The 19142-nt window shown below is 71.4% G+C and carries 19 protein-coding genes; 10 read left to right on the top strand and 9 right to left on the bottom strand.

The genetic code is table 11. The features are described from left to right. Nucleotides 1-209 precede the first annotated feature (209 nt). From N864_RS01480 to glpX, 3 genes are all read right to left on the bottom strand, one after another. Nucleotides 210-1934 carry a substrate-binding and VWA domain-containing protein gene (locus N864_RS01480; protein ID WP_034712596.1) on the bottom strand — a complete coding sequence of 575 codons (1725 nt, stop codon included), beginning with the start codon at nt 1932-1934 and terminating at the stop codon, nt 210-212. A gap of 120 nt (nt 1935-2054) precedes the next feature. After that, entirely contained in the window at nt 2055-2966 is a 912-nt protein-coding gene (locus N864_RS01485; protein WP_034712599.1) for a PfkB family carbohydrate kinase, read from the bottom strand. A 1-nt stretch (nt 2967) separates the two neighbouring features. Further along, the gene (glpX, locus tag N864_RS01490; RefSeq protein ID WP_034712601.1) at nt 2968-3960 is read right to left on the bottom strand and encodes a class II fructose-bisphosphatase; all 993 of its coding nucleotides are present in this window, start codon (nt 3958-3960) and stop codon (nt 2968-2970) included. 96 nt (nt 3961-4056) lie between these two features. On the opposite strand from glpX, the gene N864_RS01495 reads away from it, so the two are divergent. Next, on the top strand, nt 4057-4620 hold the full coding sequence (locus N864_RS01495; protein WP_034712604.1) for a DUF4245 domain-containing protein: 564 nt from the start codon (nt 4057-4059) through the stop codon (nt 4618-4620). A gap of 4 nt (nt 4621-4624) precedes the next feature. Here N864_RS01495 and N864_RS01500 read toward each other — a convergent pair whose 3' ends face one another. Both N864_RS01500 and xseA read right to left on the bottom strand, forming a co-directional pair. Further along, complete coding sequence (locus N864_RS01500) at nt 4625-4936, bottom strand: exodeoxyribonuclease VII small subunit (RefSeq protein ID WP_034712607.1); 312 nt, start codon at nt 4934-4936, stop codon at nt 4625-4627. 9 nt (nt 4937-4945) lie between these two features. Continuing rightward, nucleotides 4946-6289 (bottom strand): exodeoxyribonuclease VII large subunit, encoded by a 1344-nt coding sequence (gene xseA / locus N864_RS01505; protein ID WP_051518056.1) that lies wholly within the window; start codon nt 6287-6289, stop codon nt 4946-4948. 85 nt (nt 6290-6374) lie between these two features. Between xseA and N864_RS01510 the strand changes: the two genes are divergently transcribed. Then, nucleotides 6375-7394, top strand: coding sequence for a 4-hydroxy-3-methylbut-2-enyl diphosphate reductase (locus N864_RS01510; protein WP_034712609.1), 1020 nt, complete (start codon nt 6375-6377; stop codon nt 7392-7394). A gap of 73 nt (nt 7395-7467) precedes the next feature. Here N864_RS01510 and N864_RS01515 read toward each other — a convergent pair whose 3' ends face one another. Next, nucleotides 7468-8682 (bottom strand): DNA recombination protein RmuC, encoded by a 1215-nt coding sequence (locus N864_RS01515; protein WP_051518047.1) that lies wholly within the window; start codon nt 8680-8682, stop codon nt 7468-7470. A 49-nt stretch (nt 8683-8731) separates the two neighbouring features. Between N864_RS01515 and N864_RS01520 the strand changes: the two genes are divergently transcribed. Beyond that, a complete protein-coding gene (locus N864_RS01520; RefSeq protein WP_240474163.1) occupies nt 8732-9574 on the top strand; it encodes a thioesterase family protein in 843 nt (280 codons plus the stop codon). An 81-nt stretch (nt 9575-9655) separates the two neighbouring features. Next, complete coding sequence (ychF, locus tag N864_RS01525; protein WP_034712611.1) at nt 9656-10741, top strand: redox-regulated ATPase YchF; 1086 nt, start codon at nt 9656-9658, stop codon at nt 10739-10741. Nucleotides 10742-10789: 48 nt separating this feature from the next. Here ychF and N864_RS01530 read toward each other — a convergent pair whose 3' ends face one another. From N864_RS01530 to N864_RS01540, 3 genes are read right to left on the bottom strand one after another with little or no spacing between them, the layout of a single operon-like run. Continuing rightward, the gene (locus N864_RS01530) at nt 10790-11014 is read right to left on the bottom strand and encodes a hypothetical protein (protein WP_034712613.1); all 225 of its coding nucleotides are present in this window, start codon (nt 11012-11014) and stop codon (nt 10790-10792) included. 28 nt (nt 11015-11042) lie between these two features. Further along, nucleotides 11043-11435, bottom strand: coding sequence for a hypothetical protein (locus N864_RS01535; protein ID WP_034712615.1), 393 nt, complete (start codon nt 11433-11435; stop codon nt 11043-11045). After that, the gene (locus N864_RS01540) at nt 11432-12295 is read right to left on the bottom strand and encodes a cytochrome c oxidase assembly protein (protein ID WP_034712617.1); all 864 of its coding nucleotides are present in this window, start codon (nt 12293-12295) and stop codon (nt 11432-11434) included. Before N864_RS01540 ends, N864_RS01535 begins: the two co-directional genes overlap by 4 nt. Before the next feature lie 170 nt (nt 12296-12465). Here N864_RS01540 and N864_RS01545 point away from each other — a divergent pair, with 170 nt between their 5' ends. From N864_RS01545 to N864_RS01570, 6 genes are read left to right on the top strand one after another with little or no spacing between them, the layout of a single operon-like run. Beyond that, entirely contained in the window at nt 12466-13152 is a 687-nt protein-coding gene (locus tag N864_RS01545) for a hypothetical protein (protein WP_034712619.1), read from the top strand. Beyond that, nucleotides 13149-13931: a cytochrome c oxidase subunit II gene (gene coxB / locus N864_RS01550; protein WP_051518049.1), complete on the top strand. Its 783-nt coding sequence runs from the start codon at nt 13149-13151 to the stop codon at nt 13929-13931. The genes N864_RS01545 and coxB overlap by 4 nt, the downstream gene beginning before the upstream one ends. A gap of 31 nt (nt 13932-13962) precedes the next feature. Next, nucleotides 13963-15939 (top strand): cytochrome c oxidase subunit I, encoded by a 1977-nt coding sequence (locus N864_RS01555; protein WP_205620836.1) that lies wholly within the window; start codon nt 13963-13965, stop codon nt 15937-15939. Beyond that, on the top strand, nt 15936-16544 hold the full coding sequence (locus tag N864_RS01560) for a cytochrome c oxidase subunit 3 (protein ID WP_034712621.1): 609 nt from the start codon (nt 15936-15938) through the stop codon (nt 16542-16544). The genes N864_RS01555 and N864_RS01560 overlap by 4 nt, the downstream gene beginning before the upstream one ends. Next, the gene (locus tag N864_RS01565) at nt 16541-17455 is read left to right on the top strand and encodes a heme o synthase (protein WP_034712623.1); all 915 of its coding nucleotides are present in this window, start codon (nt 16541-16543) and stop codon (nt 17453-17455) included. The genes N864_RS01560 and N864_RS01565 overlap by 4 nt, the downstream gene beginning before the upstream one ends. Beyond that, a complete protein-coding gene (locus N864_RS01570; protein ID WP_162164486.1) occupies nt 17452-19101 on the top strand; it encodes a copper resistance CopC/CopD family protein in 1650 nt (549 codons plus the stop codon). The genes N864_RS01565 and N864_RS01570 overlap by 4 nt, the downstream gene beginning before the upstream one ends. The last annotated feature ends 41 nt before the right edge of the window (nt 19102-19142 follow it).

The raw sequence follows: 19142 nt of genomic DNA on the forward strand, positions 1-19142 counted from the left end.
GTCGCTCAGCTCGCGAGCTGAGCGACATACCGCCTTGCTCACCCGGTCGTGGACCAGGTCGTCGCTCGGGTCCTCGCGCCTTGGCGTCAGGCGCATTCGATGGCGCCTGACGCCGAAGCGGCGCTCCGGGCCTCACTCGATCCCTTTCCCCGGTCTCCTCGCGGCTCCGGGCCTCGCTCCTTCGTCGCTCGGGTCCTCGCGCCTTGGCGTCAGGCGCAGACGCCGTCCGTGCAGTCGTGGTCCAGCAGTGCCGTGGCGAGAACCTGCTGCATGTCCTCGGGCCGCGGGGCGGGGTAGTACGCCGAGTGCATCGTCGTGGAGATCTGCGTCAGGGCCTTCGCATCGACGTCCGAGCCGATCCCGATCGTCGTGATCGCGACCGGGCGCTTCGGGTCGGCCTTGGCGAGGCGCGCCGTCAACTGCGCCAGGCTGAGCCCGCATGGGTCGTCGTTGCGGCCGTCGGTGAGGATGACCACCGCGTTGACCTGTCCGGGCTTCCAGCCGTCGAGCACCTCCTGGTAGGCCGCCCAGATCGTGTCGTAGAGGCCCGTGCCGCCCCCGACCCGTCTGGACAGGGACGCCGTGGCCTGCGAGACCCTCGCGAGGTGTTGTTCGTCGCTGAGGGGCCCGATCGGGGCGAGCTGCTTGTAGTCGGCACCGGCCGGTCCGATGCCGATCGAGAACGCCCACAGCCCCAGCTCGCTCGACCTGGGCAGGGAACCGAGCGCGAGCTGCGCCGCCTGCTGGGTGATGCCGATGCGCGTCGAGGCCCCGGCGCGTTCCTTCATCGAGCCCGACACGTCGATGACGGCGAGCAGGCGGAAGTCGAGCGTCGCCGCCTGCCAGGCGTTGCCCGCGGTGGTGACCGCCTGCAGCGTCGGCGCGGCAGCGGTGAAGGTGGCCGTCACGGCCCCCGGGCCGGCCGGGACGGCCCTGGTGTCGACGGTCGGTCGCAGCCCACTGCCGGCGAGGGCCTGCACGGCGGCGCCACTCGACAGGAAGGTGCGCAGGTCCCGGATGGCAGCCACCTTCGCCGGCTCGGTCGCAACGCTCACGAGGGAGTACTCGAACGACGCCGTCCGCTCGCCCGGCACGACGGCGGCGAACGGACGCGTCGTGGCGGCCAGGTTGTGCGCGATGACATCGACCTCGGCCGCGGGGAAGATCGCTGCCGTGCTGGACCCCTTGTCGGTGGCGAAGAGGTCCTCGGTCGAGGGCGCCACGCCCTTGGCAAGGTGGGGCAGCGCCGCGCGGGCGTCGCTGCCGAGGACGGGCAGGGCGGAGGCCAGGGCGAGCATCCCCGCCGTGGTGGTGCGTGGGTCGCTGAGCCGGACCGGTTGGCCCGAGGCGAGGAGAGCTTTCCAGTTGGTTCCGGCCGGGACGGTCGACGCGGACTGGCGCGATACCGCGAGGACGAGCGGGCTCGTCGCGAACGGCTGCGCCGGCTCGAGGGCGACCTTCTTGGCCGAGGTCACCTTGTCCGCCCAGACCGCCGAGTCGGTCACCCAGGCATCGGGGCGCTCGCCCTCGCCGCCGCTCAGCCTCTCGGCAACGTCAGCCGACGGGTGCGCCTCCACGGTGAAGTCGGCACAGGTGGCGCCAGACTGTTCCCCGTAGGCCTTGACGGCAGCCTGGAGCGCCGGTCGCGCCGACGGCGGTGCCCAGATCCGGACCGGTGCGGACGTCTGGCAGCGCTGCTGCGCCGCCGGGCTCGCGGCAGGGGTGCCGGCGTCGGGCCGCCCCAGCCACCAGACGACGGTCCCGACCGTCGTCGCGACGAGGAGGACGACTGTGAGCGCCGCAGCTGCCCTGAGCCGCCGCAGCCGCTGCCGGGCCGCCCTGCGCTCGGCCTCCCGAATGGCGGCGCGTGACTCCAACAGGCTGCGCTCGTAGGGTCCGATCTTCCGACGAGGCGCCTCGGGCTGGTCGCTCACCCGTCTCCTCCACCTGTTCGCGGCCACATGGACAGGGGCCTGGCCCCGCTGACCCGGCGGCCCCACGGGATTGTTGCCTCCCGTGGGGGTCGTTGTCGACCCTGTGAACCGGCTGGATGCTCAGCCGAGCTCGGCGCGGGACGGCGCATACGCGCCCGCCACGGCGACGGTGCGGGCGGCCGTGGCGAGCGCCCGCTCGACGGCGGGCGCGACCTCGCGAAGGGACGCCTTGCAAAGGCGTCCCCGGGCCTCGACGGAGCCCAGCAGGTCCGCATCGAGCAGCCCGGAGAGGAGCCCCGCCATGAAGGAGTCGCCCGCTCCCACCGTGTCGACGAGCCGCGTGGCGGCGGCCGGCAGGGTCTCCTGCTCGCCCGAACCCGTGACCCGCACGAGGGCGCCGTCGCCCCCGCGCGTCACGACCACCAGCGCCGGTCCGAGCGCAGCCCACTCGGCGGTGAGCTCGTCCAGGGGGCGGCCCGGCGAGAGCCAGGCGAGGTCCTCGTCGCTCGCCTTGATGACGTCGACGAACGGCAGGATGCCCGTCACCGCCGCCCGGGCCTCCTCCAGGCTCATGAGGGCGGGCCGGAGATTGGGGTCGTACGAGACGGTGGCCAGCTCGGCCGCCTGCTCGAGGAACCGCCGTACCTGTGTCGCCCCGGGCTCGAGCACGGCGCCGATGCTGCCGACGTGGACGTGCCCGAAGGACGCGGGGCTCGGGAAGTCGTCCGGGGCCCACTCGAGGTCGAAGGTGTAGGTCGCCGAGCGCAGCTCGTCGAGGTGTGCGTGCGCGACCGGGGTCGACCGCGCCCCGCGCGAACCGGGGCTGAGCGCGATGCCGTGTGAGCGGCATACCGTCTCGATGCGGTCGCCGCGCGCGTCCGCGCCGATCCAGGTGGCGAGCTCGACGTCGTGGCCGAGGGCACCGAGGCCGAAGGCGACGTTGGCCGGGCTGCCGCCGACGTGCTCCACGACCGAGCCGTCGGCGCTCGTCACCCGGTCGACGAGCGCCTCACCGACGACGAGGGTGCGCACGTCAGGGTTCGATCATCTCGGTGCTGCCGAACCACCCCGGCCGGCTGAAGTTGTGCTCGCTCTCGATGGTGCGGATCGTGCCGCTGCGCGACCGCATGACGAGGGAGTGGGTGCGGGCCGAGTTGCTGCCGTAGCGCACACCGCGGAGCAGCTCGCCGTCCGTGATGCCTGTCGCGACGAAGAAGCAGTCGCCCCGGACGAGGTCGTCGGTGGACAGGACGCGGTCGAGGTCGTGCCCGGCATCGAGGGCCTTCTGCCGCTCGTCGTCGTCCTTGGGCCAGAGCTTGCCCTGGATGACGCCGCCGACGCACTTGATCGCGCACGCCGCGATGATCCCCTCCGGCGTACCACCGACGCCGAGGAGCAGGTCGACGCCGGTGTTGGGGCGAGCTGCCATGACGGCGCCCGCGACGTCACCGTCGGTGATGTAGCGGATCCGCGCGCCCGTCTCGCGGACCTCTTCGGCGAGGCGCTCGTGGCGCGGCCGGTCGAGCAGGACGACCGTCACGTCGGCCGGAGTCTCGTGCTTGGCCTTGGCGACACGTCGGATGTTCTCGGCGACCGGGAGCCGGATGTCGACGACGTCGGCCGCCTCCGGCCCGGTCGCGAGCTTGTCCATGTAGAAGACGGCCGAGGGGTCGTACATCGCGCCGCGTCCGGCGACCGCCATGACCGAGACGGCGTTGGGCATCCCCTTGGCCGTCAGGGTCGTCCCGTCGATGGGGTCGACCGCCACGTCGTACTCGAGGCCGGTGCCGTCGCCGACGTGCTCGCCGTTGTAGAGCATCGGCGCGTTGTCCTTCTCGCCCTCGCCGATGACGACGATGCCGTTCATGCTGACCGTCGAGATCATGGCTCGCATCGCCTCGACGGCCGCGCCGTCGGCCTTGTTCTTCTCACCTCGGCCGACCCAGCGGCCACCCGCCATGGCGGCGGCCTCGGTGACTCGCACCAGCTCCAGTGCGAGGTTGCGGTCAGGGGTGCTGGCTCTCATCATCGAGTCCTTCGTCGGCGCGGCGTGTCGCAGCAACTCTATCGGTGCCCGTGGCCCCGTTTTGGTCTGCCCGACGGCGTCGGGGAGGATGTCCGGGTGAGTTCTCCCCAGCCCCGGCGCAGCGCCTACTCCATGGGTTCCCTGCCCAACATGGTGCGCTCGATGCTCGTCCTCGGGGTGATCGTCGCAGGACTCATCGCCATCGTGCCGCGCATCAACCACGTCGAGCGCCCCGCTGTCGATGCCGCCGGCAAGGGCGCCTACGTCGCCCAGCTGACGGGCTGGCCGGTCGAGCTGCCCACGGGACTCGGGAAGGACTGGGTGCCGACCGTGGCGACCGACTCGCCGCTGACCGACAGGGTGCGGACCTTCACGACCGTGTGGTCCACCCCCAGCGGCGCGGACATCGCGCTCAAGGAGGCAACCAACGTCACGTCCGGCTGGATCTCGCGATCGGCCAACGACGGGACGAGGTCGGGTCAGGTCCAGATCGGCTCACGCACCTGGGAGCGCTACGTGGTGCAGACCCGTCAGGAGTTCTCCTACGTGCTGAAGGGGTCGGCCAAGGACGACCTGACCATCGCGGCCACCACAACGGGGTCCGAGGAGGAGCTGAAGACCTTCCTCGCTGCCCTCGAGCGGGTCAAGCCCGCCACCTGACCGCTCAGGACTGCTCGTCGTCGAAGACCGCGTCGTCGGCGTGCAGCTCGGGCTCACCAGCAGCCGCGCCGCTCCCGGCCGCCGCGGCGGGACCACCGGTGGGAGCCGGACGCGTGGCCCGCTCGATCTCGGCCTGGGCGCCGTCGAGCCACCGCTGGCAGTGTGCTGCGAGTGCCTCGCCCCGGCGCCACAGCTGCATGGAGTCCTCGAGAGGTGCCTGCCCTGCCTCGAGCTTGGCCACGATGGCGATCAGCTCCTCGCGGGCGTCCTCGTAGCGGAGGTCGGCGATGTCGGGGAAGGTGGAGGCGTCGGGCATTCGGTCACCCTATTCCGCGGCCGGGGCCGGCCGCTTGCGTCGGTTGCGGGCAGGGGAGGAGTCGCTCGCACTCGCGGACGAGGCGCGGTCGTCTGCCGCGGGGTCGCCGTCGCCGTCCGCCTCGGTGCCCGCCGCGACCGGGCGGACACCGAAGTCGCCTCGGGCGACCCGCACCCGGAGCAGCTCGCCGATGCCGATATCGGTCCGGTCCATGACGATCCGGCCGTCGCGGTGCTGCACGACCGCGTAGCCGCGCTCGAGGGTCGACTGTGGCGAGAGGGCGGTGACCTGGCGCCGCAGGTGCTCGACCTGGTCGGCTGCCCGGTGCAGGCGGGCCTCGATGCGAGTGTCGGCGCGTTGCCGGAGCGCGGCGACCTCCGTGCGCCGCAACCGCACGAGCGCGACCGGGTCGGCCATGACGGGACGGCTCGTCAGCGCCCGCAGGGACCGGCGCTCGGACTCGACCCGGCGGGCGAGCGCCTGGCGCATCCGCTGCCGAGCGGTCGCAACGGCCGCCACCTCCTGGGCGGCATCGGGGACGAGCCGCTTGCCGGCGTCGGTCGGCGTCGAGGCTCGCCAGTCGGCGACGAGGTCGAGCAGGGGCTGGTCGACCTCGTGGCCGATGGCGCTGATGACCGGGGTGCGGGCCTGCGCGACCGCCCGGACCATCGCCTCGTTGGAGAAGGGGAGCAGCTCCTCGAGGGCGCCGCCACCCCGCGCGATGACGATGACGTCGACGCTCTGGTCGGCGTCGAGCTCGCGCAGTGCCGCCACGACCTCGCTCACGCAGCTCGCCCCCTGGACGGCCACCTCTCGGATCTCGAACCGCACGGCCGGCCAGCGGCGGCGCGCGTTCTCCACGACGTCGCGCTCGGCGGCCGAGTTGCGGCCCGTGATCAGGCCGACCCGACCGGGCAGGAAGGGGACGGGGCGCTTCCGAGCCGGGTCGAAGAGGCCCTCGGCGGCGAGGGTGCGCTTGAGGATCTCGACGCGGGCGAGCAGATCACCGATGCCGACCGGGCGGATCTGGCGAGCCTCGAGCTGGAGGGTGCCGCGCTTCGTCCAGAAGGTGGGCTTCGCCTGCAGCACCACCCGGGCGCCCTGGGCGAGGGGGATCGGCATCGCGTTGACGGCGTTCATCGGCACGGAGACCGACAGGGACATGTCGACGTCCGGGTCGCGCAGCGTCAGGAAGGCGGTCGCCCCCCGTGCGTTGAGCTGCACGACCTGTCCCTCGACCCACAGCTGGCTCATCCGGTCGACGTAGTCGGAGATCTTCAGGCTCAGCACGCGAACCGGCCAGGGCTGCTCCGGCGTGGTGTCGGCCGCCCTCTGGGGCAGCGGGCTCGTCATGCTCACGCGAGCAACGATAGGTGGAGCGGCGGACAGCCGGCCGTCGGACATCGGGTCATCCACAGGCCCCACGTACGATGGACGCATGCCTGAGCCCGAGAAGAAGGTCCTGCTCGCTGCCCCGCGGGGCTATTGCGCCGGCGTCGACCGGGCCGTCGTGACGGTCGAGAAGGCGCTCGAGCTGTACGGGCCGCCCGTCTATGTCCGCAAGCAGATCGTGCACAACAAGCATGTCGTGACGACCCTCGAGAAGCGTGGTGCGATCTTCGTTGACGAGACCGACGAGGTGCCGGAGGGCGCGACGGTCATCTTCTCCGCCCACGGCGTCGCACCGATCGTGCACGAGGAGGCCCGCGCGCGCTCGCTGAAGACGATCGATGCCACCTGCCCGCTCGTCACCAAGGTGCACCGCGAGGCCGTTCGCTATGCGGACGACGACTTCGACATCCTGCTCATCGGCCACGAGGGACACGAGGAGGTCATCGGTACCTCCGGTGAAGCACCCGAGCACATCCAGCTCGTCGGTGGCCCGGACGACGTCGACCAGGTCGAGGTCCGCGATCCGGAGAAGGTCGTCTGGCTCTCGCAGACCACCCTGTCGGTCGACGAGACGATGGAGACGGTCCGGCGGCTCAAGGAACGGTTCCCGGCCCTGCAGAGCCCCCCATCCGACGACATCTGCTACGCCACCCAGAACCGGCAGTCGGCCGTCAAGCAGATGGCCAAGGACACCGACCTGATGCTCGTCGTCGGCTCGCGCAACTCGTCCAACTCGGTCCGTCTCGTCGAGGTGGCCCTCGAGCACGGCGCCCGATCGGGTCATCTCGTCGACTACGCCGAGGAGATCGACGATGCCTGGCTCGAGGGCGTGACGACCGTGGGCGTCACCTCAGGCGCCAGCGTGCCGGAGATCCTCGTGCGCGACGTCCTGAAGTGGCTCGCCGACCGCGGCTATGGCGCCGTCGAGACCGTGGTCTCCGCCGAGGAGTCACTCCTCTTCGCCCTGCCGAAGGAGCTGCGCCGCGACATGAAGCAGCTGTCCGGGCAGAAGCCCGACAAGGTCCGTCACGACGGTGCGTTCGAGGACGCCGGCTCGCTGCACTGACCCGCGTCGCTCGAGAGTGTCCTCTCGTCGGGGTTGTGCTCTCGACCGGCGATGTTGTGCTGTCGGTCGGGGGCTAGACCGCTTCACTGGTGTCCCGGCCGCCGCTGGCACCCGGGCCGTGGCCACGGCGTTCCTCGGCGAGGAAGTCGTCGTCGCGACGGTCGCTCGAGACGGGGATCAGCTCCGGCGCGCTGAGCGACCGGGGCCCCGCCGCGAGCGGCTCGAGCAGCGGCGCGTCCTCGGAGACGAGGTCGAGCTCGTGCATGCGCCGGGCCGTCACGAGCACGCGGGACTCGAGGGTGCCGACGAAGCGGTTGTACTGCTCGACCGACCTCGCCAGGCTCTGCCCCATCCCCGCGACATGGCCGCCGAGCGTCACCAGCCGGGCGTGCAGCTCCTGGCCCAGCCGGAGCAGCTCGAGGGCGTTCTGCTCCAGCGCGTCCTGCTGCCAGATCGCCCCGATGGTCCGGAGCACCGCGAAGAGCGTGCCCGGCGAGGCGAGGACGACCTTGCGCGAGAGCGCGTGCTCGTAGAGCCCCGGGTCGTCCGCGAGCGCGGCCCCGAGCACCGCCTCGCCCGGCACGAAACAGATGACGATCTCCGGCGACCGGGCGAACGCGGTCCAGTACGCCTTGCCGGCCAGCGACTCCACGTGCCGCCGCAGCGCCGTGGCGTGCGCCGCCAGCAGCTCACCGCGCTCCGTCTCGCCGACCCCCTCGCCCTGCGACTGCAGGAAGTGCGACATCGGCGCCTTGCTGTCGACGACGACGTGCCGGTCGCCCGGCAGGTGGATGACGGCGTCGGGGCGCACCGTCGCACCGTGCCGGCTCACCCGCGTCACCTGCTCGTCGAAGTCGCACTGCGGGAGCAGGCCGGACAGCTCGAGGACCCGGCGCAGCTGGAGCTCGCCCCAGGCCCCTCGGGTGGTCGACGCGTTGAGCGCGCTGGCCAGGGTGGCGGTCTCGGAGCGCAGGGAGTCGGTGGAGCGGCCGACGGCGGTCAGCCGCTCGGCCAGCTCACCGAACTGGTGCACCCGGTCCCGCTCCAGCGCGCCCACCTGGCGCTCCACCCGGCCGATCGTCTCGCGGAGCGGGGCGAGGAGCAGCCGCGTGGCCGCGTCGTCCTCGCGCGCCGACTCGAGGTGGACGACCCGTGCCCTGAGGACATCCCGCTCCGACTCGGCGCTCGCCGCCCGCGCGAGCAGGCCGGCGCGCGCCCACGACCACGCCAGCGCGGCACCGAGGACGACACCCACGAGGAGCCCGGCCAGAAGCGTCACCACGTCCATGCCCACACCCTGTCAGCCCGCACCGACACTCTCTGCTAGAGATGGACCCGTGCACGAGTTCGACACGGCCATGCAGCTGCGCGACGAGGGTGACGGCACCTGGAGCGGTGCCTTCCACGACGACTGGGCGATCGGCAACGCGATCAACGGGGGAGTGGTCATGGCCCTGGGCCTGACCGCGCTCGGCCGGCACCTCGAGGCCGACCCGGCCGAGGCGAACCGGCACGTCGACCCCGTCGTCATCTCCGCCTACTTCATGACCGCCTCGCTCGGCGGAGCCTGCCGGGTCGAGACGCAGACCCTCCGGTGCGGGCGCCGCCTGTCCACCGGCCAGGTGAGCGTCGTGCAGGAGGGGCCCGACGGGGCTCCGGTCGAGCGGATGAGAGCCCTCGCGTCGTTCGGCAACCTCGACACCGTCGACACCACCCGGCAGTCCGACCCGCCCGACCTGCCGCCGCCCGACCAGTGCCTGAGCTCCGACCTGGCCCCGCCGGACTTCCTCAACCACAGCGCCTTCCTCGACCGGGTCGACCTGCGCCTCGACCCCGACACCGCCGGCTGGGCCATGGGCCGCCCGTCGATGCGCGGGGTGATGCAGGGCTGGCTGCGCCTCAAGGACGGCCGCGAACCGGACTCGACGATGCTGCTGTGGGCCCTCGACGCGTTCCCTCCGGTGGCGTTCGACCTCGGCATCTACGGATGGGCGCCGACTCTCGAGTTCACCGGACACGTCCGTCGCCGGCCGGAGCCGGGCTGGCTGCGCGTCGTCATCTCGAGCGACACCTTGACCGGCGAGCTCATGGAGGAGGACGCCCGGATCTGGGACTCGGCCGGCCACCTCGTCGCCCAGTCGCGCCAGCTCTGCAGCGTGCGGACCCAACCGACCGGCTGACCGCGCCTGCCGACGCGAGCAGGCTGAGCGGCATACGGCATGGTCGGGAGGCCACCGAACGGCCACTAGACTCTTGACCCCGTGGCACTCACCATCGGAATCGTCGGACTGCCGAACGTCGGCAAGTCAACGCTCTTCAACGCGCTGACCAAGAACCAGGTCCTCGCCGCGAACTACCCGTTCGCGACGATCGAGCCGAACATCGGCGTCGTCCCCCTGCCGGACGAACGGCTCGACCGGCTCGCCAAGGTCTTCGGCTCCGAACGGATCGTGCCGGCGACGGTGAGCTTCGTCGACATCGCCGGGCTCGTCCGCGGCGCGAGCGAGGGAGAGGGGCTCGGCAACAAGTTCCTCGCGAACATCCGTGAGTCGGACGCCATCTGCCAGGTGGTGCGCGCGTTCCAGGACGACGACGTCGTCCACGTCGACGGCAAGGTCGACCCCGCCGGCGACATCGAGACGATCGAGACCGAGCTCGTGCTCGCCGACCTGCAGACGCTCGAGAAGGCCGTCCCGCGCCTCGAGAAGGAGGTCAAGGGCCGGAAGACCGACAAGGGGGTCCTCGACACGGCCCTCGCCGCGCAGCGCGTCCTCGAGGAGGGCCGGACGCTGTATGCCGCTGGGCCGGCTGCCGGGGTCGACATGGAGGCCGCGACGGGGCTGGGGCTGCTCACGACGAAGCCGTTCATCTACGTGTTCAACCTCGACGAGGACCAGCTGACCGACGACGCGCTGAAGAAGCAGCTGGCCGAGTCGGTCGCGCCGGCTGACGCCGTGTTCCTCAACGCGAAGCTCGAGATGGACCTGATGGACATGGAGCCGGACGAGGCGCTCGAGATGCTGCAGGGCTTCGGGGCGGAGGAGTCGGGGCTGAACCAGCTGGCCCGCAAGGGATTTCACACCCTCGGGCTGCAGACCTATCTCACGGCCGGCCCCAAGGAGGCGCGGGCGTGGACGATCAAGCAGGGCTGGACGGCGCCGCAGGCAGCCGGGGTGATCCACACGGACTTCCAGCGCGGCTTCATCAAGGCCGAGATCGTCTCGTTCGAGGACCTCATGGAGGCTGGCTCCATGGCGGCGGCCAAGGCGGCCGGCAAGGTCCGCATGGAGGGCAAGGACTACGTCATGCAGGACGGCGACGTGGTCGAGTTCCGCTTCAACGTGTGACCGGCCGCCGCCGGCCGGCCCCCTGGCTCACGGCATCGAGCACGAGGCTCATTCCGAGAGGTCCCGCGGCAGTGGTGTCCGCGCGTCCGAGCGCCCGATTCGGCGGACCGTCACGACGCCGAGCGCCATGAGCGCGACGCCACCGAGCGAGACGAGGACCCAGCCGCCCATCCACCCGCCGGCGAGCGCGGTCGGGTAGCCCACGCCATACAGCAGGACGGCGATCGCGATGAGCCGGCCCTGGGCGCGGTTCGGCCGTGGCAGGTCGCTCATTGCCCGGACCTCGTGACGGCGGCCGGGGTCACGGCTGCCCCGACGAGCGCGGTTGTCGCGCGGGCGGCGGCCCCCCGGGCGGATCTGCCGCGTGCAGCCGCGAGATGTAGTCCTGCCAGGCGGCGAGCTGTGGGTCCGCCTCGATCGCCGGGACGGTGGCGCTGCCATCGGGCGTCGGCGCGGCCGCGGTGGCCTGCGCCCCCTGCCGCGCCTCCGACCGGAGCTTGTGCCAGATGTAGACGACATACCCGGCGATGAGCGGCCACTCGAACGTGTAGACCCAGCTGAGCGGGTTGCCGCCCAGCGCCCGACCGAGCTCGACGCCGGCGGCGGCGAGGCAGACGGCGACCCCTGCGACGGTGGCCGTCGTGAGCCGGAGGGTCCCGTGGGACCGTCCAGCCGGGGGCTGCTGCGGCGTCACTGGGCACCTGCCGGGCCAGTCGGGACGAGCGTCTCGTCGAGGCGGCGCGCCTTGCGCTCCTCGGCGCGCAGCCACACGGGGACGGCGAGGGCCACCCAGCCGACCTGGACGACCATGCCGAGGCACCACATGATGGCCCCCGCCAGCTGCTGGTCGCCCAGGGCATCGGACCCGAAGGGCCCGTCGACGGCCAGGTAGGAGGGGTACAGCACCGCTCGTGCCGTGTAGATGAAGAAGCCGGTCATGCTCATCGGGCCGGCCATGAGGAACAGGGACAGCACCCGGGCGAGCGGCGACGGGCCATGGGGGACCGGGTTCGAGCCCACCAGCGGGTAGTAGAAGACGAGCGCCACGCCCAGGTACAACGGGTGCTCGACGTAGTCGTGCACGAACGGGTGACGAATGGCGTAGTCGTAGAAGGGCGAGAAGTGGGTCGCCACGATCGTGCCGGCGAAGAGCACCCAGCCCACCCAAGGAATGGTCAGCCAGGTCGCCAGGCGGCTGCGCAGCACAGGGACGATCCAGGTCCGGCGGACCCGAGGGGAGCTCACCTCGAGCAGCAGGAGGACGGGAGCGCCGAGGACGAGCAGGGGAGCGGTGACCATCGTCAGCACGAGGTGCTGCACCATGTGCGCGCTGAACAGCGTGTCGTCGAGGGCACCCGGCGGCCCGACGACGACGAACAGGCCACTCAGGACTCCGGCGGCATGGGCCACCATTCGGCGGGCCGGCCAACCGGACGGCCGGGTCCGACGAATGCGGCGCACGGCCATCCCGTAGACGCCCAGGGCGAGGGCAGCGAGCAGGATCGGCGCGGGCCTCGGCGCCCAGGTGGAGAGGACCTCCCGCCACACCTCCATGGTGTGCAGGCTAAACCTGAACACCCCGTGAGCAACCTGAGTGCAACCTAGGAGTTTCCTGCCAGTTTCGCGTCCATCTCTGGCAACTTCTTGTGAACTTCCCGAGCCGGTGTCAACGTGAGGCGTATCACATTGCGTGTTTCTCCTCAGGGAGAAGGGGTGGGGGCTCGATGAAGAGTCTCGTGGGGATTGGGGCCACCGTGCTGGCCGGTGGCATTGCGCTGGGTCTGACCGGGGTGGCGGTGTCCCGTGCGCAGAGTGATCCGTCGACGGTGACGGCGGTGGTCAAGGGGACCGCCCAGACGCCGCAGGGCACCGTCCCGCATGCCTTCCTGGAGCTGCAGACCTGGCCGGACAGCATGGCCGGCCCGCACGGCAAGGATGGCGGCCCCCATCCGGACTGGGTCAGCTACGGGCCGGGGACCCATCTCGTGCTGCCGGCGCACAGCCTCGTGACGCTGACGATCCAGCAGTACGACTCGGGTGAGGAGATCACGAACCACTACTTCGCCAAGGTGCTCGGCACCGTCGATGGCACCGAGACGGTCGACGGCAAGGTCGTCTCGGAGGTCGACCCGACGGCCATCGGACACACCTTCACGCTGCACGGGCTGGCGCAGGACGGGCAGGACGAGCTCTTCGTCAACGCCCCGCTGCCGGCCATACCGGACGGGGCGAAGAACCTGGCCAACGGCTATCCCGAGCCCCATGTCGTCACGTTCTCGTTCCTGACCAAGGGGCCCGGCGAGTACGTCTTCAACTGCGAGTTCCCCTGCGGTGACGGGACGTACGCCAAGTTCGGCGGCCCGATGTCCACCCGGGGATACATGTCCGGCACCGTGACGGTGACGTCATGAGCACCGGGCGCCACGAGGGCCAACGCCTCGACACCCGGACGACGTGGCGCCGGCCGCCGGTGCTGCCGATCCTCGTCATCTGGGCCGTCCTCACCGTCCTGCTGCTCCTCTTCGCGCCGGTCCCGGCGCGGCTGATGGGCCGGCCGGCCTCCCCGACGATGCAGGAGATCGAGACGACGGTGACGTGGTTCACCGGGCTGTCCGCTCCGGTCGCCGCGCTCGTGTGGGCGATCCTGCTCTACTCGGTGTTCCGCTGGCGCCACCGCGGCCCGCAGCCGCCGCCCGAGGACGGCTCCGGGCGCCGGGACAACCGACGCGTCTTCACGATCTGGGTCCTCGGCTCGGCGGTCCTGTGCCTCTTCCTGCTCGTCTGGGGGCTCGTCGTCATCGCGCCGCGGACGTCCGAGGCGAACCCGGCGCAGGAGCCGATCCTCGTGGACGTCACCGGGCAGCAGTGGGCGTGGAGCTTCACCTATCCCGACGAGGGCAACAAGAGTGCCACCGAGCTCTACCTTCCCGTCGGGCAGACCGTGGCCTTCCGGGTGACCTCGAAGGACGTCATCCACTCCTTCTGGCTCGTGCAGCTGGGCATCAAGGTCGACGCCAACCCCGGCGAGACGACGGTCGCGACCGTGCGGCCGACCCAGATCGGCACCTTCCAGCTCAGGTGCGCCGAGCTGTGCGGGCTCTACCACTCGTACATGCAGACGACGGTCCACGTCGTCAGCGTGGCGGACTACGAGGCCTGGGCGCAGAGCCCGGCGGAGGCCCACTCATGATCCCGACCCAGCTTGTCCTCAGGAGGTCATCGTGACGACTTCCGTCACTGCTGCTCCGTCACCGCCGGTTGCTCCCGTGACCGCGGGCGGCATCATGCGGCACCTCAACGTCGTCACCGGCATCGTCATGGGCGTGCTCCTCGCCACGGCGACGTGGTGGGTGACGAGCTCGACCTTCCCTGTCCTCGATGAGGGGGACCACAAGGACGACGCCGTCACCATCCTCACGTTGGTGGCATGGGTGATCGGCTTCCTCATCGGCGTCGGCGCCTTCGTCGGCCCGGCCCGGTGGCTGCTCGGCCGGGACCTCACCGTCGAGGACGAGCACTACCTGGCCGGCAAGGACGCGGGCGTCGCGCGGTACTTCCGGTTCACGACGGACCACAAGGTCGTCGGGATGCAGTACCTCGTCACGACGATGGTGCTCTTCGGCTTTGGCGGCACCCTGGCCATGCTCATCCGCACCAACCTGATCACCCCCGGATCGCGCTTCGTCGACCCGGCGACCTACAACTCCCTGGTCGGGATCCACGGGATCACGATGATCATCGCGACGATCATCATGGTGAGCGGACCGTTCGGCAACTTCATCCTGCCCATCATGATCGGCGCCCGGGACATGGCGTTCCCGCGGCTCAACGCGCTCAGCTTCTGGCTGCTCTTCGCCGCGGTGCCGGTGCTCATCTCGTCGCTCTTCCTCGGGGGCATCTCGACCGGATGGTCGGCCTACGCGCCGCTGTCCGACCAGGCGAACCGCGGCATGGACGCGTTCCTCGTCACGATCGTCACCTTCGCGATCTCGACGGGGGTCGCCGGCATGAACATCACGACCACCGCGGTGCGGATGCGGGCACGCGGGATGACGTGGTCCCGGACGCCGATCTTCGTCTTCGGCACCGTCGCGAGCGTCGCCCTGGGACTCGTCGCCTTCCCGATGTTCGAGGTCGCGATGATCGAGCTCGGGATGGACCGGGGGATGGGCGCCGGGTTCTACGACCCGTCGATCGGCGGCAGCGGCTGGCTCTACGCGAACCTCTTCTGGCTCATGGGCCACCCCGAGGTCTACGTCATCCTGCTCCCGGCCATCGTCGCCCTGATGGAGATCACGCCGGTCTTCACCCGCAAGCCGCTCTTCAGCTTCACTAGCGCGATCCTCGGCATCATGGGGATCGCCGGCCTCAGCCTGTTTGTCTGGGCGCACCACATGTATGTCGCTGGGTGGGCCCCCGTGCTGGGCGGTCCCTTCATGGTGACGACGGAGCTGATCTCCATCCCGACCGGCCTGCTCTTCCTCGTGCTGCTCGGCACGTTGTGGCGCGGCCGGGTCTGGATGCGGCTGCCGGTCATGGCGGTCTATGCGCTGCTGTGGAACTTCACGATCGGCGGCATCACCGGCATCTACCTCTCCGACATCCCGGTCGACCAGGCGATGCACGGGTCGATGTTCGTCACCGCCCACTTCCACTACACGCTGATGGGGGCGGGCCTCACCGGTGCCATGGGGGCGCTCGCCTACTGGTTCCCCAAGATGACCGGCCGCATGCTCCACGAGAAGGCGGGCGCAATCGGTTTCTGGGTCGCCCAGGTCGGCTTCAACGTCACCTTCATGGGGATGTTCGCGGTCGGGCTGGCCGGGCAGCCGCGTCGGGTCGCCGACCCGGGCACGTACTTCCGCGTGGGCAACCTCATCTCGTCCATCGGCGCCTACACGATCATGCTCGGGATGCTGACGTTCCTCGGCGCGATCATCTACTCGTGGCGGGCCGGATCGGTCGCGAGCGCCAGCCCATGGGGTGCCCGCACGCTGGAGTGGCAGACGCCGACGCCGGTCCCGCTCGAGAACTTCGAGGTGCTCCCCGTCGTCACGCAGGACTTCTACGGCTACGGCGAGGACGGCCACCGCGCGGCCGCAGGAGCTCCGGCTCCTGGCACGCCGGGAGGGCCCGGGGCGCCACCGCCGCAGGGGCCGGACGCGCCGCCCCAACGGGTGGAAGTCGGTGCGCCATGACGTCGCCCACCCCCGCGCTCGTCGCGGGCCACCTCGACCCCGAGGCCGCCCGGCGGATGAACAAGCTCGGCGTCATCCTGCTCATCGTCGGGGACGCCTTCTTCACCTTCTCCCTCGTCTTCACCTACCTGTACCTGCGGGGGCTCAACACCAACGGCCAATGGCTGACGCAGAAGGGCGCCCACCCGGTCTCCGCGACCTATACCTGGCTGGTGGTGCTCGTGGTCGCCGCCAGCTGGCTCGCCTACCGCTGGGCCGAGCGAGGCGGGACCGACAAGGCGCGCATCGTGCTCGGTGCCGGGCTGGCCTCCGCCCTGGTGGTCCTCGACCTGGGCCTGCAGGTCGGTCAGATGGTCGGAGCCGGGTTCACGCCACGGGACGGCGCGTACCAGTCCGCCTGGATGGCGCTCGCCGGCTACCACGTCGTCCACCTCCTCCTGACCCTCTTCCTCGGAGTGGCCATCGTCAACCGGGCCCGGCTGGGGCGCTTCGCCGAGACCGCCTGGCACGTCACGATGGTCGGCTACTGGTGGACCTGGCTGGTGCTCGCGACGGTGATCATTGCCGCTGCCACCTCGCTCGCCACGACCGTGCCGCGGGCATGACAGCCGAGGCGCTCCCGACCACCCGGGTCCTCGTCCTGCGCACCCGGGTCGCGGCCTATGTCGCGCTCACCAAGCCGCGCATCGTCGAGCTGCTGCTCGTCACGACGCTGCCCGCGATGCTGCTCGCCGCCCGGGGCTGGCCGCCCACGGGCACCGTGGTGGCGACCCTCGTCGGCGGCAGTGCGGCGGCCGGCTGCGCCAACGCCTTCAACTGCCTCATCGACCGTGACATCGACGAGAAGATGCGCCGCACATCGCGCCGGCCGCTGCCGCGGACGGAGGTCTCGCCGAGCGGGGCCGCGACCCTGGCCACGGCCCTCGGGGTCGGCTCCCTGGCCCTCCTGGCGGTGACGACGACGCCGCTCGCCACCGCGCTCACGGCGACGGCGATCCTCGTCTACGTGGTCGGCTACACGATGGTGCTCAAGCGCCGGACCCCGTCGAACATCGTGTGGGGCGGCGCCGCGGGATGCCTGCCGACGCTCATCGGCTGGGCGGCCGTCACGGGATCCGTATCGTGGTCGGCGGCGGTCATGTTCCTCATCGTCTTCTTCTGGACGCCGCCGCACTTCTGGGCGCTCGCCATGCGGTTCCGCGAGGACTACGCCACAGCAGAGGTGCCCATGCTCCCGGTCGTCGTGGCGCCGGCCGTCGTGGTGGCCCGGGTCCGGTGGTACACGGCCGCCATGGTTGCCACCTCGCTGCTGCTCGTTCCCGTCGCGCCCACGGGGCCCCTGTATGCCGTGTCCGCCGTCGCCCTCGGCGCCTACTTCGGGTGGGAGGTGCACCTGCTCTCCGTGGCGGTCCGCGCGGGCGGCCGCGCCCGTCCGTTGCGCGTCTTCCACGCCTCCATCACCTACCTCAGCTGCCTCTTCCTGGCCCTGGGGATCGACGTCTTCCTGCACCGGTGAGCACTCGGCGCGGAGGCCCGAGTCGGCTGCCGTGGTCCGGTGCTGCCGTGCTCCTCCTCGTGCTCCTCCACCTGCTCAGCGGCGCGGGCCCGGCGGCAGCCCACGCCGAGCTGCAGAGCGCCGACCCGGCTGATGGCGCCACGCTGACCGCGCCGCCCGCCCTCGTCACGCTCCAGTTCAGCGAGGCGGTCTCCGTCGTGCCGCGCTCCATCGTGGTCCTCGACGACCGGGGCAGCCAGGTCGACTCGGCCGACCCGCACCACCCCGGCTCCGACGCCACCCGGGTGGTCGTCACGCTCCGACCACGGCTGCCGTCCGGGACCTACCGGGTCGTCTGGCGGGTCGAGTCCGACGACGGCCATCCGGTCTCCGGGAGCTACTCCTTCGGCATCGGAGTGGCCCCGAGAGCCGCCGTGGCGCAGAGCCCGTCGACGGATGGGGTCGTCGGCGGGCTGCACTGGCTGGGTGAGCTGCTCGCACTCTCGGGGCTCGTCGTGCTGGCCGGTGCCGCCTTCTTCATCGTCTGGCTGTGGCAGGCGGGACGGGACTCCTGGCGAGCCCGTCGAGTGCTCGGCTCGGCCCTCGCCGGGACGCTGCTCGGCAACCTGCTCCTGCTCCTCGTCGGCGGAATCTACGGCGCCGGCGGGTCGGCGTCGGACCTCTTCAGCCCCGCGGCGGCGCCTGCGGTCGGCACCACCGCAGGGCGGCTCACCGCCGTGCGCCTCACGGTCCTCGTCCTTGCCGCGCTGTGGTGGCGCCGCCGGGACCGCTCCGGGCAGCTGCCGTCCCGGTTCGACGTGGTCGGCCTGTGGCTCCTCGTCGCGGTCACCCAGGCCGTCGGCGGTCACCCCGGGCACACGACGTCGCCCCTGCTCACCTCCCTCGTCGACGTCGTGCACCTGACCGCGGTCAGCACCTGGATCGGCGGCCTGGCCCTGCTGGTCGTGGCCGTGCTGCGTCCGCAGGGGGAGGGCCACGACGTGCCCGCCACCTTGCTACGTCGCTGGTCGAGGGTCGCTGCCGGCGCCGTGGGGGTCCTCGTCCTGAGCGGTGCCATCTCGGCTCTCGTCGGGGTCGGCAGCTGGGCGGCGCTCGTGGGCACGACGTATGGCCGACTGGTCCTCGGCAAGGTCGCCGTCCTGCTTTTGGTCATCGCCGTGGCCGCCTTCAGCCGTCGGCTCGTCGCCCGGGTCGTGCGCCCGGACACCGTCCGGACGCTGCGCAGGCTGGTCGCTGCTGAGACGTCGGGTGCCGTCGTGGTGCTGGGGCTCACCGCCGCGCTCGTGTCGACCGCGCCCGGGCGCGAGACGTACGTGCCGAGCATGTCGACGACGGTGGCCGCAGGTGCCGGCCCCGCAGCCGTTCGCCTCCACATCACGGTGCGGCCCACCACGCCGGGGTTCGAGGGGCTCACCGTCGAGGCGACGTCCCGCGACGGCAGCGCAGTGCCGATCGACGCCGCCCGCGTCCGGCTCGTCAACCCCGCCCACGGGATCGGGCCCATGGAGTATCCCGTGGCGACCTCGACCGGAGCAGTGCGCGACGTGCTGATCAGCGTCCCGGCGCCCGGCCGCTGGGACGTCGGCCTGACGCTCCGGCTGTCGGGGAACTGGGTGACCGCGGGCTTCTCCTACGCGGTGGGCTGAGCGTCGTCCGGCGAAGGACACCGGTTGGTTGGCGTTCTCGG

Source organism: Intrasporangium chromatireducens Q5-1 (genome assembly GCF_000576575.1).
Taxonomy (GTDB): Bacteria; Actinomycetota; Actinomycetes; order Actinomycetales; family Dermatophilaceae; genus Intrasporangium_A; species Intrasporangium_A chromatireducens.

What these genes read in the sequence shown, in the direction of transcription:
- glpX (WP_034712601.1), bottom strand. Translation starts at nt 3,960, where the DNA reads ATGAGAGCCAGCACCCCTGACCGCAACCTCGCACTGGAGCTGGTGCGA.
- N864_RS01500 (WP_034712607.1), bottom strand. Translation starts at nt 4,936, where the DNA reads ATGCCCGACGCCTCCACCTTCCCCGACATCGCCGACCTCCGCTACGAG.
- xseA (WP_051518056.1), bottom strand. Translation starts at nt 6,289, where the DNA reads ATGACGAGCCCGCTGCCCCAGAGGGCGGCCGACACCACGCCGGAGCAG.
- N864_RS01510 (WP_034712609.1), top strand. Translation starts at nt 6,375, where the DNA reads ATGCCTGAGCCCGAGAAGAAGGTCCTGCTCGCTGCCCCGCGGGGCTAT.
- N864_RS01515 (WP_051518047.1), bottom strand. Translation starts at nt 8,682, where the DNA reads ATGGACGTGGTGACGCTTCTGGCCGGGCTCCTCGTGGGTGTCGTCCTC.
- N864_RS01530 (WP_034712613.1), bottom strand. Translation starts at nt 11,014, where the DNA reads ATGAGCGACCTGCCACGGCCGAACCGCGCCCAGGGCCGGCTCATCGCG.
- N864_RS01540 (WP_034712617.1), bottom strand. Translation starts at nt 12,295, where the DNA reads ATGGAGGTGTGGCGGGAGGTCCTCTCCACCTGGGCGCCGAGGCCCGCG.
- N864_RS01545 (WP_034712619.1), top strand. Translation starts at nt 12,466, where the DNA reads ATGAAGAGTCTCGTGGGGATTGGGGCCACCGTGCTGGCCGGTGGCATT.
- coxB (WP_051518049.1), top strand. Translation starts at nt 13,149, where the DNA reads ATGAGCACCGGGCGCCACGAGGGCCAACGCCTCGACACCCGGACGACG.
- N864_RS01560 (WP_034712621.1), top strand. Translation starts at nt 15,936, where the DNA reads ATGACGTCGCCCACCCCCGCGCTCGTCGCGGGCCACCTCGACCCCGAG.
- N864_RS01565 (WP_034712623.1), top strand. Translation starts at nt 16,541, where the DNA reads ATGACAGCCGAGGCGCTCCCGACCACCCGGGTCCTCGTCCTGCGCACC.